The organism is Rhodanobacter sp. GW835-FHT13D09, assembly GCF_058793995.1.
On record NZ_JBXAGL010000005.1, the window covers coordinates 135,802 to 151,769 of the forward strand.

The following is a 15,968-nucleotide window of genomic DNA, read 5'->3' on the forward strand; positions in this document are numbered from 1 at the left end:
GCGGGGTCGCGCCTACAGCTCTTCGATCGACACGTTGTGGTTGGTGTAGATGCAGATGTCGCCGGCGATCTTCAGCGCCTTCTCGACGATCGTGCGCGCGTCCAGTTCGGTGTTCTCGAGCAGGGCCATCGCGGCGGACTGGGCGAACGGGCCGCCGGAGCCGATCGCGATCAGGCCGTGCTCGGGCTCCACCACGTCGCCGTTGCCGGAGATCAGCAGTGACGTCTCGCGGTCCGCCACCGCCAGCATCGCCTCGAGCCGGCCGAAGCGGCGGTCGGTGCGCCATTCCTTGGCCATCTCCACCGCGGCGCGGGTGAGATTGTTGTTGTGCTTCTCGAGCTTCTGCTCGAACAGCTCGAACAGGGTGAACGCATCGGCGGTGGCGCCGGCGAACCCGGCGACCACCTCGCCCGCCTTGCCCAGCCGGCGCACCTTGCGCGCGTTGCCCTTCATCACCGTGTTGCCCAGCGTGACCTGGCCGTCGCTGCCGATCACGACGTGCCCTTCGCGGCGCACGCAGACGATGGTGGTGGCGTGGAAGGATTCCATGGGAGCTCCGCTAGAGGATGTCTGAGCGGACGAGATGGGGCCGCGGGGGTTGGGCTTCAATGTTGGGCATCGAGCTCATCCCCTGCGCAGCAGGGGAGGTTAGGACGGGGCTTTTGACTTTCAGATCAAGAGCACCCCTCCCCAGCCCTCCCCTGTCCCTATGGGGCAGGGGAGGGAGCACGGCGTTACGGCTTGCGTTTCGCGCGCGGATGCGCGGCGTCGTAGACCTTCGCCAGGTGCTGGAAGTCCAGGTGGGTGTAGATCTGCGTAGTGGCGATGTCGGCATGACCGAGCAGCTCCTGCACCGCGCGCAGGTCGCCGGAGGATTCCAGCATGTGGCTGGCAAAGGTGTGCCGCAGCAGGTGCGGATGGATGTGTTTCGGGATGCCCTGCTGCAGTGCCAGCCTGTTCATGCGCAGCTGCACCGTGCGCGGGTTGATCGGTGCGTCGCCGCGGCCGCGGAACACCGCGCCGTCCGCCGGCATGCCCTGCTTCGCGCCGAGCGCACGCAGTGCGGCGACCGCGTGGCGGCCGACCGGCACGATGCGGGTCTTGCCGCCCTTGCCGAGCACGCGCACCTCGCCTTCGTCGAGGCTGAGGTCGAGCCAGCGCAGGCCGCACAGCTCGGACAGGCGCAGACCGCTGGAGTAGAACAGCTCCAGCATCGCGCGGTCGCGCGTGGCCAGCGCGCCGTCGCCGCCGGTTTCGACCAGCGCGGTGGCCTCGTCCACGTCGAGCACCTGCGGCAGCTTGCGGCGCACCTTCGGGCCACGCACGCCGAGCAACGGGTCGTTCGCCAGCGCGCCGTCGCGGCCGAGCTGGCGGAACAGGCTGCGGCAGGAGGACAGCAGGCGCTGCAGGCTCTTCGGCGCTAGGCCGGCGCGATGCTCGCCGGCGACGAACGTGCGCATCCGGTTCGCGTCCAGCGCGTCGAACGCGGCCAGTTGCTGCTGCTGCATGAAGCGCAGCAGCTTGGCCAGGTCGCGGCGGTAGCCGGCCACCGTGTGCGGCGAGGCATGCCGCTCGTCGGCAAGGCGGGCGAGCCAGCGCTCGACCTGTTGCGCCGGCGTCATGGCCGGCTCAGGCGATGTCCCGCGAGCGGGCCAGCGCGGCGGTGATGGTGGCCGCGATCATCTTCAGAAACAGCGTGCCCATGCCGGGCTGGAAGCGGTCCGGGTCGGCGCTGCCGATCGCCAGCATGCCGCAGTCGCCGAGGCACATCAGCGCGGCCGAGCGGATCTGCCCGGCGTCGGCGCCGAACAGGCGCGCGAGCTTCTCGGCGGAGAGCCGGCCGGAGACCGGCTCGTTCTTGTGCAGGAACTCGGCGAACTCCGGCAGCGCGGCCATGCCGCCGGCAACCTGCTGCAGCCAGTCGGCGCGCGGCAGCGGCGGCTGGTCGCCGAACAGCAGCAGGCGCACCTGTTCGGTGTGGAAATCCGCGCTGAGCCTGGCGACCACGGTGCGCGCGGTGATCTCGGTCGTGCTCGCGCGCAGCAGCGCCACGGTGAGCGCGTGCACGCGTTCCATCAGCTTCTCGTTCTCGGCGGCGATCCCGATCAGCTCGGCCAACTGGCGTTCGAGTTCCGCGTTCTTCTCGCGCAGGCTCTGCAGCTGGTACACCGCCAGCGACGACACCGCGCCCTGCTCGCGCGGCATGGTCAGCTTGGCGGCCAGCTCGGGATATTCGCTGAGGAATTCCGGATGGCGCTTCAGGTAGGCGGCAACCACACGGGCCTGGGTGGCGTCGTCGAGCAGGGTGGCGGTCATGCGCGAATGTCCTCGAACCGTTGCGCGGCGCGCGAAGGAGGCGCGCCGTCCGGCTGGAGTGTGCGATGGACGCGGGCGCGCTTCAACCGTGGCGTCAGGCGACGGCCGGAACCGGCCACTCGCCCTCGAACGCGAACGCCGCCGGGCCGGTCATCCACAGCGTGTGGCCGGGGCCGGCCCAGTCGATGCGCAGGCTGCCGCCGGGCAGTTCCACCATCACCGTGTCGTTCACGTCGCCGCGCTGGTGCAGCACCGCCATCGCGGCGCAGGCGCCGGTGCCGCAGGCCAGCGTCCAGCCGGCGCCGCGTTCGTGCACGCGCAGGCGCAGGTGGCCGCGGTCGAGCCGCTGCACGAAGCCGGCATTCGCGCCCTGCACGAAGCGCTCGTGGCCGGACAGCAGCGGGCCAAGCCGCTGCAGCGCGGGGTCGGCCAGGTCGTGCACCGTCACCACCGCGTGCGGGTTGCCCATCGACACCACGCCGATCTGCAGCGTGTCGCCGCCCACGACGATCGGGTAATGCTTCGCCGCGGTCGCGGTCGCGAACGGGATCCGGGCCGGCTCGAACACCGGCTCGCCCATGTCCACGGTGATCTGGTCGGCGCCGAGCAGGCGCACCGTCACCGGACCGGACGGGCTCTCGATCCGCACGTCGTCGCCGACCGCCAGCGCGCCGGCGCGATGCAGCCACGCCGCGACGCAGCGCACGCCGTTGCCGCACTGGCCGGACGGCGAGCCGTCGGCGTTCCAGATGCCGTAGTAGAACGCGCAGGCCGGGTCGCGCGGCGGCTCGACGCTGAGCAGCTGGTCGAAGCCCACGCCGGTGTGGCGGTCGGCCAGCGCGTGGATCTGCGCGGCGGTCAGCGCGAACGGGTGCTGGCGGCAATCCAGCACGACGAAGTCGTTGCCGATGCCATGCATCTTGGAGAATCGCAGCGGCATGGCCGGACGATCAGCGCGGATTGCCGGCGCTGGCCGGCAGCGCCGGCGCGGCGGGTCTCGCCGTGGTCGAGGCCGCGGCGGGTTGGGTCGGCAGCACCAGCGGACCCTTGTTGCCGCAACCGGCGAGCGTGGCGATGGCGAGGCAGAACGGCAGCAGCAAGAGCGATCGGCGCATGGTCGGGATTCCTGTGGACGGGCGCAGTATAGCGAGGTGCGACGGCCCGGCCGCGGCATCGCCGTTATGATGCGCGCACGAATCGCCTACGGCGACGAGGTAACGATGATGGACTGGAGCGCGTTGCTGCGCATGCCGATGACCGTGCTGCTGATACTGGCGGTGGTCTTCGCGTTGATCACCCTGGTGCAACTGGTGGCCCTGCGCCAGCGCCTGCACGGCGGCCATCGGCTCGCCGCCAGCTGGCGCGCGTTGCTGTGTCTGGCCGCGTTCGCGCTGACCCTGCTGCTGGCCGGTGCCGGCTGCGCGCTGCGCGGCTACCGGCTGCTCGGCGAGGAGGCGCCGGTGGTCGAGATCGACGCGCGCATCCTGTCGCCGCAACGCTGGGCGCTCACCCTGACCTGGCCCGACGGCAGCACGCGCCAGCTGCAGCTCGCCGGCGACGCCTGGCGCGTCGAGGCGATCGTGCTGAAGTGGAAACTGCCGGCCTTGCTGGCCGGCGTGCCGCCGCTGTACCGGCTCGACCGGCTGTCCGGCCGTTACGACGATCCCGCACAGGAGGCTCGGGCGCCGCGCACGGTGATCGGCTTCGGCGAAGCCGGTGCGTTCGACCTGCTCGACCTGAAGCGGCAGTACCCGCGCTGGATACCCGAGATCGACACCGTCTACGGCAGCGGCGCATTCCTGCCACTGGTCGACCAGGGCCACTACAGCGTCAGCCTGATGCGCACCGGCGCACTGGTGGCGCGGCCGGACGAGGCCACCGAGCGGCGCATCGGCCAGCCGCTGGGCGGCTGAATAGGCGCTCAGTCCAGCGGCTTCTCATAGCGCCAGGCGTTTTCGCCGTCCTCGTAGTAACCCGGGTGATGGCCGATACGGTGGAACCCCCGCCGCTCATACAGGCCGATCGCGGCGTCGTTGCCGCTGCGCACTTCCAGCCGCAGCGCGCGGCAGCCGCGGCGGCGGGCGGCCGTCACGGCGGCCTCCAGCAGCGCGGCGGCGATGCCGCGGCCGCGCGCCTCGGGCAGGGTGGCCAGCGAGTACAGCCGCGCCACGCCGCTGCCCTTGCGGAAGAACAGCACCGCCGCGCCGAGCACGTGCTGGTGGCCGTCGCTGGCCACCAGCACCAGCGCGGAATCGCTGTCCAGATGGCGGCGGTATTGCGCGCGGCTCAACAGGTCGCTGCTGAAGCTGCGCTGCTCCATTTCGACCAGGGCGTCCAGATCGGTGGCATCAGCGCGGCGCACGCGCACGCCGGTGGACGTGTCGGCGGACGTGGTGGGCAGGCGGGCGGGCTCCAGTGCGGGGCGGCGCGCGCGTTCGGGGGGCGAGGGCAGGGGAATGATCGGCACGCGCGGACTCTAGCAGCCGACGCGTTCTTCGCGCAGCGCCGCCGGCGCCGACAGGCGGACGCACTGCGGTCCATTCATTCACGCTTCAGCGCTTTCCCTTGTGCCACGCGCACGCTGTGCCAAACTTCGACCCCTGCCCGTCCCGCCGCGCTCCGCGCGGGATTTCCCCTGCTAGCGCCGCATCGCCTGGGTGGTGTCATGGCCCGTCTGGTCATCGTTGTCGAAAAAGCCTCCGACTGGGCTTCGTACTACCCCTCCGTCGACGTGATGAGCGCGATGGATTACCTGCGCACCCCGGTGGGCGGCGACAACGAGCGCACCCAGGTGATCAACCTGTGCCGCAGCTACAAGTACCTCGGCACCGGCTACTACGTGTCGCTGCTGGCCGAGGCGCGCGGGCACCGGGTGATGCCCTCGGTGCGCACGGTGAACGACCTGCGCCGGCGCTCGCTGTACGGCTTGGACATCGACGACCTCAACCAGAAGCTCACCCACTTCCTGCCCGCCGGCGGCCGCGACACCACCGACTTCGGCATCTTGGTCTACTTCGGCGAGACCGCCTACCCGGCGCTGCAGGACCTGGCCCGGCAGGTGTTCGAAATGTTCCCCTGCCCGCTGCTGCGCATCGAGTTCGAGCGCGACCGCGTGTGGCAGGTCAGCTCGATCAAGCCGGTCGGCCTGCACACCCTGGTCGACGCGCAGGAGGATGCGTTCGCCGAGGAGCTCGACCGCTTCTCGCGCAAGCTGTGGCGCAAGCCGCGCGCGCGGCGGCAATTCCGCTATGACCTGGCGATGCTGGTCGACCCGAAGGAGCAGATGCCGCCGTCGAACCGCAAGGCGCTCAAATCCTTCGTCGCCGCGGGCAAGGAGCTCGGCATCGAGGTCGACCCGATCGGCCGGAACGACTACCAGCGCCTGGCCGAGTACGACGGCCTGTTCATCCGCGAGACCACCGCCAGCGACAACCACACCTACCGCTTCGCCCACCGCGCGGAGAAGGAAGGCATGGTGGTGATCGATGACCCCAGCTCGATCCTGCGCTGCACCAACAAGATCTACCTCAACGACCTGATGGTCTCGCGCAAGCTGGCTGTCCCTCGTACGGAAATTCTCTACCGCGACGACAGCAAGGGTGCCAGGGAGGTCGTCGCCAAGCTCGGTTTCCCGCTGGTGCTGAAGATCCCCGACGGCTCGTTTTCGCGCGGCGTGGTCAAGGTCGAGGACGAGGATTCGCTGGCGCAGGCGGCCAGCAGCCTGTTCCAGCACAGCGCGCTGCTGCTGGCGCAGGAATACGTCTACACCGAGTTCGACTGGCGCATCGGCGTGCTCAACCGCGAACCGCTGTACGCCTGCAAGTACTACATGTCGCGTGGCCACTGGCAGATCTACAACCACGGCGCCAAGGGCACGGCGAAATCCGGCGGCTTCGAGAGCATCGCGCTGAAGGATGCGCCGGCCGAGGTGGTGAAGCTGGCGCTCAAGGCAACCCAGCCGATCGGCGACGGCCTCTACGGCGTCGACCTGAAGCAGGTCGGCAGCAAGCCGGTGGTGATCGAGGTGAATGACAACCCGTCGATCGACGCCGGCGTCGAGGATGCCCATCTGGGCGACGAGCTGTACCGGCGCATCATGCAGGAGTTCCTGCGCCGGATGGAGCGCAAGCGCCAGGGCGGCACCACCCACTGACTTTGATTCGCTCCCTCCCCCCGCAACGCAGGGGATGGTCGGGGTGGGGTAGCTCCTAATACCAGGCCGCGCTGCGGACGATGCGCCGGCGCGGTCGGCACAGCGCCAGCAGTTGCCGCGGCAGCGTCGGTTCCAGCGCCAGCAGCACGACCAGCGGCGCGCCGAGCAGCCAGAACGCCGGCGTCCAGCCGAGCAAGTCGGTGTGCACCGGTACCAGCGTGCTCAGCAGCAACGCGCCGCCGCCCAGCAGCCACAGCAGGGCCGCGCCGAGCAGGCGCAGGTGGCGGTCGGGCGGCAAGGTTTGCGTGCGCATGGCGGTCGTCTCGTCGGAATGGGCAAGCGCAGGCTGGCGCGCGCCCATCTCACCGGCTGCGACCCCCTTTGCGGCAGGCCGCACGTAGAATGGCCGCCAGCCATCGCCGGGGAATCCACATGCCAGCCGCCCAGTTCGCCGTATTCGGCCATCCGATCAGCCACTCGCTGTCGCCGACCATCCACCAGGCGTTCGCGCGGCAGTTCGGCATCGAGCTGGAGTACCGTGCGGTCGACTTGGCACCCGCCGATTTCGCCGCGGCGGTGCATCGCTTCTTCGCTGACGGCGGCCGCGGCGCCAATGTCACCCTGCCGCACAAGGCCGCCGCGTTCGCGCTGGCCGGGCAGCGCAGCGTGGCGGCGACCCGCGCCGGCAGCGCGAACGTGCTGACCCCGCTGGCCGCCGGCCGGCTGGCGGCGCACAACACCGATGGCGCCGGCCTGGTGCGCGACATCACCGAGCGCCACGACCTGGACCTGCGCGGCCACACCGCACTGCTGCTGGGCGCCGGCGGCGCCGCGCACGGTGTGGCGTGGAACCTGCTGGACGCCGGCGTGGAAACGCTGACCATCGTCAACCGTTCGCCCGCGGCGGCCGACGTGCTGGCCGACGCGATCGGCGACCCGGCGCGGGCGCATACGCGCTACTGGGAAGACCTCGCCGACATCGGCAGCTACGACCTGATCGTCAACGCCACCTCGGCCGGCGTGCTGGGCGTGGCGCTGCAACTGCCGTTCTCGCTGGTTGGCGCGCGCGCGCTGTGCTACGACCTGTCCTACGGCGCGGCGGCCGGCAGCTTCCTGGCCTGGGCGAAGGCGGCCGGCGCACGCTACGCGGTCGACGGCCTCGGCATGCTGGTGGAGACCGCCGCCGATGCGTTCGAGCTGTGGCACGGCCGGCGGCCGGATACCGAGCCGGTATACCAGTCGCTGCGCCAGCCGGCGACGTGAACGCCGCGGCCCGCGGCGTCGGTCGTGGTGTTGCCGCCACATGACTGCAATGTGCCGCCGCTAAGGTGCCGCCATCCGCCGGGGGCGCGTCGATGACGGAGGCTCCAGCGCGCGGCATCGGTTTGCGCAGCAGGTGTCATGCCCCGTTTTCTTTCCGCCGTATCGCACCGATACGCGATCGCGCTTGTCAGTCTGTTCCTGCTGGCCGCTGCCGGCGGAGTCTTCTGGTACACCCGGGCGACGGCGAATGCCACGTTGAACGTGGCCGGGCCAGCGACGGCTGGCTCGGCGGGTGCGCCGGGCGACGACGCGCAAAGCGGTAGCGCGATCCTGCTCGGCCTGGCGCGCGACGCCATGCATGAAGGCCGGCTGGTCGCGCCGGCCGGCAGCAACGCCTTCGAGTTCTATCTCAGCGTGCTGCAGCTGGAGCCGGCCAACAAGACCGCCAACGAAGCCCTGCGCGAATCGTTCCCGCAGGCCTCGGAGGAGATCGAGCGCACCATCAACCGGAAGGGTCTTGACGAAGCGCGCCGCGAGATCGACTTGCTGCGCGAGTTCGATCGCGACAACTTCACGCTGGCCCTGCTGGGTGGCAAGCTCTCCGCCGCACGCAAGATCGAGACGCGGCAGCACGAGGCGGAAGCCGAGCGCATCCGCCGCGCGAACGGCGGGGGAATGTAATCGCCGGAGCGCTCAGGCGGAAGCCAGATAGGCGTCCTTCAGCCGCACGTAGTGGTCGGCCGAGTAATGCAGCTGTTCGATCTGGCGGTCGCTGAGCAGGCGCACGCACTTCGCCGGGTTGCCCAGCCACAGCTCGCGCTCGCCGACCACCTTGCCCGGCGGGATCAGCGCGCCGGCGCCGACGAAGCCGTGCTTCTTCACCACCGCGCCATCCAGCACGCTGGCATGCATGCCGATCAGGCAGTAGTCGCCGATCTCGCAGGCGTGCACCACGGCGGCGTGGCCGACGGTGACGCCCTCGCCGATCAGGCACGGGAAGCCTGGGCCGTACGGACCGGCGTGGGCGACGTGCACGATGGCGCCGTCCTGGATACTGGTCTTCGCGCCGACGCGGATATGGTTGACGTCGCCGCGTAGCACCGCGCCCGGCCAGATCGAGACGTCGTCGCCCAGTACCACGTCGCCGATCACGCTGGCGGCGGGGTCGACGTAGACACGCTGGCCGAGGGTGGGCGCGATGCCCTTGAAGCTGCGCAGGGAATTCATCCGCGCATGGTAGCGGGATCGGGTGCGCGTGCGTCGAGCTGGTCGAGCGCATGCCGATAGCCGGCGTCGATCGCACGCTGCCAGTCTTTCCAGGCGAGCATGCCGATGTGCTCCAGCGGCGGGCTGAGCAGCAGGTCGGCGCGCGTGCGCCGGTGTTCGCTGGCGGTTTCGCCGTTGACCATGCCGGCGCGCACCAGGGTCGAGACCAGGCCCGGCCGGCGGATGTCCTGCCGCCACTGCAGCAGCAGGCGCCACAGCGGCGGCGTAGACGATTCCTCGGCGCTGGCAAGCAGCGCGATGTCGGCGCGGATGTCCAGCGCAGTGATGTGGGCGATACCGTCGACGGCCATCACGTCGGTCGGCAGGTTGTCGACCAGCGCGCCGTCGACGTACACGCGGCCCTGGTTCATCACCGGCGGCAGCACGCCGGGAATCGCGCTGGAGGCCCGCAGCCACAGCCACAACGGGCCGTGGCGGTGCACCGCCATGCCGCCGCCGGACAGGCTGGTGGAGACGCAGAAATACGGCAGCGGCAGGTCCTCGATCTCCAGCGTGCCGAACGCCCGCCGCAGCATCAGCGAGGCGCGCCGGCCGCGCGTCATTGCCACCAGCGGCAGGGTCCAGTCCGACAGTGGGCGGCCCTGCACGAATGCGCGGCGGAACGTTTCCGTCATCGCGTCGAGTTCCCAGCCGCTGGCCACGCCGGCACCGATGATCGCGCCGATGCTGGTGCCGCCCACGGCATCGAACACGTGCCCCGCCTCGTGCAGCGCCCGCAGCATCCCGAGGTGCGCCAGCCCGCGCGCACCGCCGCCGGCCAGCACCAGGCCACGGCCATGGCCGCTGACCAGCCGCGCCAGCCGTGCGATGTCGGCGTTGCAGCAAATATGATGGTGGTGCAGCTCGCCGCTGAACGGTGCTCGCCAGCGCCGGGCCGAGCCCGGACTGACATGGTGGCCGGGATGCAGCAGCACCAGGTGGCGCGCGCGGTGACCGGTGTGCCGCGGCTCGCGCAAGGCGGATTCCGGCCATGGTCGTGCAGCCTGCGCGGCCATCGCCGGCAGCAACAGCACGTCGGCCTGGCGCAGGCAGCGCTGCCGCCACAGTGGATCGCCGCTGGCGTCCAGGTAGATCACGAAGCGCAGCTGCGCCTCGCGTTCGGCAAACCAGTCGCCGCTGCGGCCGGCGCCCAGCTCGCCATCGATCACCGCGCAGCTGCCATGGGTCTCCAGCGCCTGTCCCAATTGCATCGCCAGCGTACGCGCCGGCACGCTGCCATCCACCGGCAGGATCGCGAATGTGCGCGGCAGGCTGCGCGCGTCCGCACCGCGTTCGCGTTGCTGCAGGCGCTCGATCGCCACCCGCGCCACCGCCAGCATCGCGTGCGGATGGTGCGCCAGCACGGCTTCGAACGAACGGCGATCCAGCCGCAGCAGTTCGGAGTCGCGCAACGCGCGCACCGTGCGGGTGCGCCGCTCGCCACCGAGCAGGCTGGCCGCGCCCACGCATTCGCCCGCGGCGATCAGCTGGACCAGCTCGGCGGTTTCCTCCGGCTGGCGATCGTCGAACACGCCGAGACTGCCGCTTTTCAGCAGGTACAGCGCATCGGCCGGCTCGCCGCGCTTGAACAGCGGCCGGCCGCCGGGCAGGCCCAGCCAGACCAGTTCGCCGGCCAGTACTTCACGCGCGGCTGCGTCCAGCCGCGCGAACATCGGGTTGTGCGCCAGCAGGTCGGTGACATCCGGTAGCGACATGGCAGCAAGGTTACGGCGCCGTCCATGACAAAACGGCATGCCCGGGCGGAGCGTGCGGCGCTTGATTTCGGCGGTGGCGATCGCCACGCTGGCGGCTTCAAGGAGATTCCATGAACCAAGACAATCCGCTGCTGGCCGACGACACCCTGCCGGCGTTCGCGCAGATCCGCCCCGAACATGTCGAACCGGCGATCGACGCGATCCTGGCCGACTATCGAGCCGGCATCGATGCACTGGTTGCCCCCGGCGCAGCGCGCGACTTCGGCCACGTGATGCTGACCCAGGAACGGCTGGAGCAGCGCCTGGCGCGGGCCTGGGCCCCGGTGTCGCACCTGCATTCGGTGGCCGACAGCGAGGCCTTGCGCAAGGTCTACGGGCCGGCCGAGGAAAAGCTCACCGAGCACGCGATCGAGCTGGGGCAGAACCGCGACCTGTACGCCGCGGTGCGGGCGCTGGCCGAGGCGGTGGATTTCGCCGCGTTGCCGCGACCCGAGCGCACGCTGGTCGAACACGCGCTGCGCGACTTCAGGTTGTCCGGGGTGGCGCTGCAGGAGCCGGCGCGTTCACGCTTCCGCGAGATCGGGGTGGAGCTGAGCCGGCTTTCCACCGAATTCTCCAACGCCGTGCTGGACGCCAGCGAGGCGTGGCACGAGCACGTCACCGACGAGCGCGATCTCGCCGGGGTGCCCGAGTCCGGCCGCGCGGTGCTGCGCCAGTACGCCGAAGACCAGCAACTGGACGGCTACCTGGTCACGCTGAAGCAGCCCAGCGTGCAGGCCGTGCTGACCTACGCCGACAACCGCGGCCTGCGCGAGCGGGTGTACTGGGCCTACCAGACGCGCGCGTCCGACCAGGGCCCGAATGCGGGCAAGTTCGACAACGGCGCGCGCATCGAGCGGATCATGGCGCTGCGCCACGAGGCGGCGCAGCTGCTCGGCTTCGCCAACGCGGCGGAGGAATCGCTGGCGACCAAGATGGCCGCTTCGCCGGCCGAGGTGCTGGAGTTCCTGCACGACCTGGCAGCGCGCGCGAAGCCGGTGGCGCAGCGCGAACTGGCCCGGCTGCGCGAGTTCGCCAGCACCGAGCTGAAACTCGACAACCTCGAATCGTGGGACGTCGGCTACGCCGCGGAGAAGCTGCGCCAGCGCGAATACGCGCTGGACGAGGAACAGCTGAAACCGTACTTCCCGCTGCCGGCGGTGATCGACGGCCTGTTCGGCCTCACCGAAAAACTCTACGGCACCACCCTCGCCCCGCGCGATGGCGTCGACGTGTGGCATCCCGAGGTGCGCTACTACGACGTGCGCGACGCTGCCGGCCGCGTGTTCGCCGGCGCCTACGTGGATCTCTACGCGCGCAACGGCAAGCGCGGCGGCGCGTGGATGGACGTCTGCCGCGCGCGCTTCGACGACGGCGAACGCATGCAGCTGTCGGTGGCCTTCCTCACCTGCAACTTCGCGCCGCCCACCGAGGGCAAGCCGGCCCTGCTCACCCACGACGACGTGCTGACCCTGTTCCACGAGTTCGGCCACGGCCTGCACCACCTGCTCACCGAGATCGCGCTGCCCTCGATCGGCGGCATCGACGGCGTCGAATGGGACGCGGTGGAGCTGCCCAGCCAGTTCATGGAGAATTTCGGCTGGAACCGCGAGGCGCTGGACCTGTTCGCCAGGCACTGGCAAACCGGCGAGCGGCTGCCGGAGGAACTGTTCCAGCGCATGCTGGCGGCGCGGCACTTCCACGCCGGCCTGTTCCTGGTGCGCCAGCTGGAGTTCGCGCTGTTCGATTTCCTGCTGCACCTGGAGTACGACCCGGCGCAGGGCGCGCAGGCGCTGGCGGTGCTGGAGGAGGTGCGCAAGCAGGTTGCGGTGATGCACCCGCCGGCATGGCAGCGCTTCCCGCACGCGTTCAGCCACATCTTCGCCGGCGGCTATGCGGCCGGCTACTACAGCTACCTGTGGGCCGAGCTGCTCAGCGCCGATGCGTTCGGCGCGTTCGAGGAGCATGCCGAGAGAAACGGTAGCGTCATTGATCGCAGCACCGGCGAGCGCTTCCGCCGCGAGTTCCTCGCCGTCGGCGCCAGCCGCCCGGCGCTGGAGAGCTTCGTCGCCTTCCGCGGCCGCAAGCCGGAACCGGAGGCGCTGCTGCGCAGCCACGGGCTGGCCTAGGGGCGAAAAAAAAGCCCGCCGAGGCGGGCTTTTCTTCAGGGGTTGGAGTCCGTGGGACTTCAGACCGCCTGGACTTCCTCAGCCTGCAGGCCCTTCTGGCCCTTGGTGACGATGAACGTGACGCGCTGACCTTCCTGCAGGGACTTGAAGCCCGTGCCCTGGATCGCGCGGAAATGCACGAACAGGTCATCACCGCTTTCCGGGGTGATGAAGCCAAAACCCTTGGCGTCGTTGAACCACTTGACTGTACCGCTCTGACGATCCGACATGTAACTTTACCTTTGAAGCATGGATGTGTTTGCGGCCCGGTGCGCGGAGGCGCGGCCCGCAATAGGAGCAAAAATAGGAGTTTCCTCGGATTCTTGCTCGCGCAGCATACACTGGAATACGCGCTATCGGTGGTTTTTCCACAGCTTCTGTTCATCTTGCGCCGCCGCCCAGCCAGATCCCGCCGCGGCCCGCCGGTCCCGCAGTGGCCGCCGGTGCATCCCGTACAATGCCGCCATGAAGATCGCCTCGTGGAACGTCAATTCGCTGAAGGTGCGCCTGCCGCAGCTGACCCAGTGGCTGGCCGAGGCGCAGCCGGACGTGGTGGCGCTGCAGGAAACCAAGCTGGAGGACGCGAAATTCCCGCGCGACGAGCTGGCCGCGGCCGGCTACCGCGCGGTGTATTCGGGCCAGAAGACCTACAACGGCGTGGCGATCCTGGCCCGCGACGAGCTCACCGACGTGGTCACCGACATCCCCGGCCTGGACGACCCGCAGCGGCGCATCCTGGCCGCCACCATCGGCGATCTGCGCGTGGTCGACCTGTACGTGGTCAACGGCAAGGCGGTCGGCGACGAGAAGTACGCGTACAAGCTGGACTGGCTGGCGAAAGTGCGCGAGTTCCTGGCACGTGAGCTGGAACGCCACCCGAACCTGGTGGTGCTGGGCGACTTCAACATCTGCCCGGACGACCGCGACGTCTACGATCCGGGCGCCTGGGGCGAGGACATCCTGTGCTCGCCGCCGGAGCGCGGCGCGCTGAAGGCGATCACCGGCCTCGGCCTGCACGACAGCTTCCGGCTGTTCCAGCCGGAAGCCGGGCACTACAGCTGGTGGGACTACCGGCAGGCCGCGTTCCGCCGCAACATGGGCCTGCGCATCGACCTGATCCTGATCGGCGAAGCCCTGAAATCCGCCGCCACCGCGGCGGCGATCGACCGCGAACCGCGCCGCTGGGAACGCCCTTCGGACCACACGCCGGTGACGCTGGAACTGGATATCTGACCGAAATGACCTCGAAGACCGAATGGCCCAGCTCGCTGGACGACAACGAGCTGGACGAGCTGGACCGCTACCTGCGTGCGCACACCGGCGAAGGCGACTTGCTGCTGGACGGCGTGCACGGCCTGCTTTCGGCGCTGGCGGTCGGCCCGCTGCTGGTGCTGCCGGACGAATGGCTGCCCGAGGTGCTGCACGAGCCGTTCACCGACGAAGACGAAGGCAACCGGGTGCTGGCGCTGCTGGCCAAGCTCAACGATTCGATCATCGCCGAACTCGAGGTCGACGCCTACGAGCCGATCCTCGGCGAGGTCGAGATGGAAGGCGGCCCGATGCTGTCCGCCGCCGGCTGGTGCGAAGGCTTCAGTCGCGGCATCGACCTGCGTGCCGGGCTGTGGGAGAGCCGGCTGGCGGATGACCCGCAGCTGATGGAACTGCTCGGCCCGGTGATGGCGCTGGCGGTGGACGAAGGCATCCTCAGCACCGACGCCGAATTCGAGAAGCTCAGCGACGACGAGTACGACGAATGCCTGGCCCAGGTGCCGGCCGTGCTCGGCGCGGTGAACCAGTACTGGCAGGCCAGGCCCGCCACCGAGGCGGAAGTCGAGGCGATGGTGCACCAGCAGCAGCCCGAGCTTGGCGACGACGGCAACCCGCCGCGCCAGCGCAGCGGGCACTGGGTGCACTGAAGGCAGGAGAGTGGGAAGAGGAGTGGGACGTGAGAGAAGGCCGGTGTCGCCTTGCTCTCGCCTCTCTCTGCGTGTTCCTGCGGGCTGTCGCTTCGGCAGAACGATCCGTTCCAGCCGTGGCGCTTGGATAACACCTGCCGCGCGATCATCTTGGTGCCATTCCATCCACCGGAGCCTTGCCATGAGCGACCGCCACATCACCCGCCGCATCCGCGGCATCGACACCGCCGACGGTGCCGGCGTGAAGCTGAAGCGCATCATCGGCCAGCCCGGGCTGGACATGCTCGACCCGTTCCTGCTGCTGGACGAATTCCGTTCCGACAGTGCCGACGACTACATCGCCGGCTTCCCGGAGCACCCGCATCGCGGCTTCGAAACGGTCACCTATATGCTGGCCGGGCACATGCGCCACGGCGACAACCACGGCAACCGCGGCGACCTCACCCCGGGCAGCGTGCAGTGGATGACCGCCGGCCGCGGCATCCTGCACTCGGAGATGCCACAGCAGGAGAACGGCCTGATGTGGGGCTTCCAGCTGTGGGTGAACCTGCCGGCGAAGGAAAAGATGACCGCGCCGCGCTACCAGGACCTAGGGCCGGAACGGATCCCGGTGGTGCACCCGGCCGAGGGCGTCGAGGTGAAGGTGATCGCTGGCGAACTGGCCGGCGCTACCGGCCCGGTCGAGGGCATCGTCACCGCGCCGGTGTACCTGGACGTCAGCCTGCAACCCGGCGCGCAGTTGACGCTGGATCTGCCGGCCGGCCATCACGGCTTCGCCTACGTGTTCGACGGCGAGTCGGCGCTGGTCGGCGGCGAGCAGTTGCGCCGCAGCGAACTGGGCGTGCTGTCCGAGGGCAGTCAGCTGCAGCTGGCCGGCGGCGACCAGCCGGCACGCCTGCTGGTGGTCGCCGGCAAGCCGCTGAACGAACAGGTCACCCGCTACGGCCCGTTCGTGATGAACACTCCGGAGCAGATCCACCAAGCGATCGCCGACTTCCGCGCCGGCCGGTTTTAATAAAGCAACGCGCCTCTCGCGTTTGCCCCCTCTCCCTCTGGGAGAGGGTTGGGGTGAGGGTGCGCCTTGGCCTTGAAGTACCCATGTGAATCAGCTCCTGTTGCAGGCCGCTCACAC

General features: G+C 69.7%; 18 protein-coding genes. 8 read left to right on the top strand and 10 right to left on the bottom strand.

The genetic code is table 11. The features are described from left to right. Positions 1-12: 12 nt before the first annotated feature. The 5 genes from hslV to lptM all read right to left on the bottom strand — a co-directional run bounded on the left by hslV (position 13) and on the right by lptM (position 3,431). Positions 13-549, bottom strand: a complete 537-nt coding sequence (gene hslV, locus AC1Q5A_RS09215) for an ATP-dependent protease subunit HslV (RefSeq protein WP_492700399.1) — start codon at positions 547-549, stop codon at positions 13-15. Positions 550-734: 185 nt separating this feature from the next. Beyond that, complete coding sequence (locus AC1Q5A_RS09220; protein ID WP_492700401.1) at positions 735-1,622, bottom strand: tyrosine recombinase XerC; 888 nt, start codon at positions 1,620-1,622, stop codon at positions 735-737. Positions 1,623-1,629: 7 nt separating this feature from the next. Continuing rightward, positions 1,630-2,316, bottom strand: a complete 687-nt coding sequence (locus AC1Q5A_RS09225) for a DUF484 family protein (protein ID WP_492700403.1) — start codon at positions 2,314-2,316, stop codon at positions 1,630-1,632. A gap of 94 nt (positions 2,317-2,410) precedes the next feature. Further along, positions 2,411-3,256, bottom strand: coding sequence for a diaminopimelate epimerase (gene dapF, locus AC1Q5A_RS09230; RefSeq protein ID WP_492700405.1), 846 nt, complete (start codon positions 3,254-3,256; stop codon positions 2,411-2,413). A 10-nt stretch (positions 3,257-3,266) separates the two neighbouring features. Further along, positions 3,267-3,431, bottom strand: a complete 165-nt coding sequence (lptM, locus tag AC1Q5A_RS09235; RefSeq protein ID WP_492700407.1) for an LPS translocon maturation chaperone LptM — start codon at positions 3,429-3,431, stop codon at positions 3,267-3,269. 108 nt (positions 3,432-3,539) lie between these two features. Here lptM and AC1Q5A_RS09240 point away from each other — a divergent pair, with 108 nt between their 5' ends. Continuing rightward, positions 3,540-4,229, top strand: a complete 690-nt coding sequence (locus AC1Q5A_RS09240) for a hypothetical protein (RefSeq protein WP_492700500.1) — start codon at positions 3,540-3,542, stop codon at positions 4,227-4,229. A gap of 8 nt (positions 4,230-4,237) precedes the next feature. Here the strand turns inward: AC1Q5A_RS09240 and AC1Q5A_RS09245 are convergent, their stop codons facing one another. Next, complete coding sequence (locus AC1Q5A_RS09245; protein ID WP_492700409.1) at positions 4,238-4,783, bottom strand: GNAT family N-acetyltransferase; 546 nt, start codon at positions 4,781-4,783, stop codon at positions 4,238-4,240. A gap of 198 nt (positions 4,784-4,981) precedes the next feature. On the opposite strand from AC1Q5A_RS09245, the gene AC1Q5A_RS09250 reads away from it, so the two are divergent. Then, entirely contained in the window at positions 4,982-6,469 is a 1,488-nt protein-coding gene (locus AC1Q5A_RS09250; protein WP_492700411.1) for a RimK family ATP-grasp domain-containing protein, read from the top strand. Between the two features lie 55 nt (positions 6,470-6,524). Here the strand turns inward: AC1Q5A_RS09250 and AC1Q5A_RS09255 are convergent, their stop codons facing one another. Next, a complete protein-coding gene (locus AC1Q5A_RS09255; protein WP_492700413.1) occupies positions 6,525-6,782 on the bottom strand; it encodes a hypothetical protein in 258 nt (85 codons plus the stop codon). Positions 6,783-6,901: 119 nt separating this feature from the next. On the opposite strand from AC1Q5A_RS09255, the gene aroE reads away from it, so the two are divergent. Both aroE and AC1Q5A_RS09265 read left to right on the top strand, forming a co-directional pair. Then, positions 6,902-7,732, top strand: a complete 831-nt coding sequence (gene aroE / locus AC1Q5A_RS09260) for a shikimate dehydrogenase (protein ID WP_492700415.1) — start codon at positions 6,902-6,904, stop codon at positions 7,730-7,732. Positions 7,733-7,870: 138 nt separating this feature from the next. Continuing rightward, positions 7,871-8,413, top strand: a complete 543-nt coding sequence (locus AC1Q5A_RS09265) for an energy transducer TonB (RefSeq protein ID WP_492700417.1) — start codon at positions 7,871-7,873, stop codon at positions 8,411-8,413. Between the two features lie 12 nt (positions 8,414-8,425). Here AC1Q5A_RS09265 and AC1Q5A_RS09270 read toward each other — a convergent pair whose 3' ends face one another. After that, entirely contained in the window at positions 8,426-8,959 is a 534-nt protein-coding gene (locus tag AC1Q5A_RS09270; protein ID WP_492700419.1) for a gamma carbonic anhydrase family protein, read from the bottom strand. Continuing rightward, entirely contained in the window at positions 8,956-10,713 is a 1,758-nt protein-coding gene (locus AC1Q5A_RS09275) for a patatin-like phospholipase family protein (protein WP_492700421.1), read from the bottom strand. Before AC1Q5A_RS09275 ends, AC1Q5A_RS09270 begins: the two co-directional genes overlap by 4 nt. A 110-nt stretch (positions 10,714-10,823) precedes the next feature. Between AC1Q5A_RS09275 and AC1Q5A_RS09280 the strand changes: the two genes are divergently transcribed. Beyond that, a complete protein-coding gene (locus tag AC1Q5A_RS09280; RefSeq protein ID WP_492700422.1) occupies positions 10,824-12,881 on the top strand; it encodes a M3 family metallopeptidase in 2,058 nt (685 codons plus the stop codon). A 59-nt stretch (positions 12,882-12,940) separates the two neighbouring features. Here AC1Q5A_RS09280 and AC1Q5A_RS09285 read toward each other — a convergent pair whose 3' ends face one another. Continuing rightward, positions 12,941-13,150, bottom strand: a complete 210-nt coding sequence (locus AC1Q5A_RS09285) for a cold-shock protein (RefSeq protein ID WP_007512189.1) — start codon at positions 13,148-13,150, stop codon at positions 12,941-12,943. Between the two features lie 235 nt (positions 13,151-13,385). Between AC1Q5A_RS09285 and xth the strand changes: the two genes are divergently transcribed. The 3 genes from xth to AC1Q5A_RS09300 all read left to right on the top strand — a co-directional run bounded on the left by xth (position 13,386) and on the right by AC1Q5A_RS09300 (position 15,851). Then, positions 13,386-14,153: an exodeoxyribonuclease III gene (gene xth, locus AC1Q5A_RS09290; RefSeq protein ID WP_492700423.1), complete on the top strand. Its 768-nt coding sequence runs from the start codon at positions 13,386-13,388 to the stop codon at positions 14,151-14,153. A 5-nt stretch (positions 14,154-14,158) separates the two neighbouring features. Then, positions 14,159-14,836 carry a YecA/YgfB family protein gene (locus AC1Q5A_RS09295; RefSeq protein WP_492700424.1) on the top strand — a complete coding sequence of 226 codons (678 nt, stop codon included), beginning with the start codon at positions 14,159-14,161 and terminating at the stop codon, positions 14,834-14,836. Positions 14,837-15,017: 181 nt separating this feature from the next. Next, complete coding sequence (locus AC1Q5A_RS09300) at positions 15,018-15,851, top strand: pirin family protein (protein ID WP_492700425.1); 834 nt, start codon at positions 15,018-15,020, stop codon at positions 15,849-15,851. Positions 15,852-15,968: the final 117 nt, after the last annotated feature.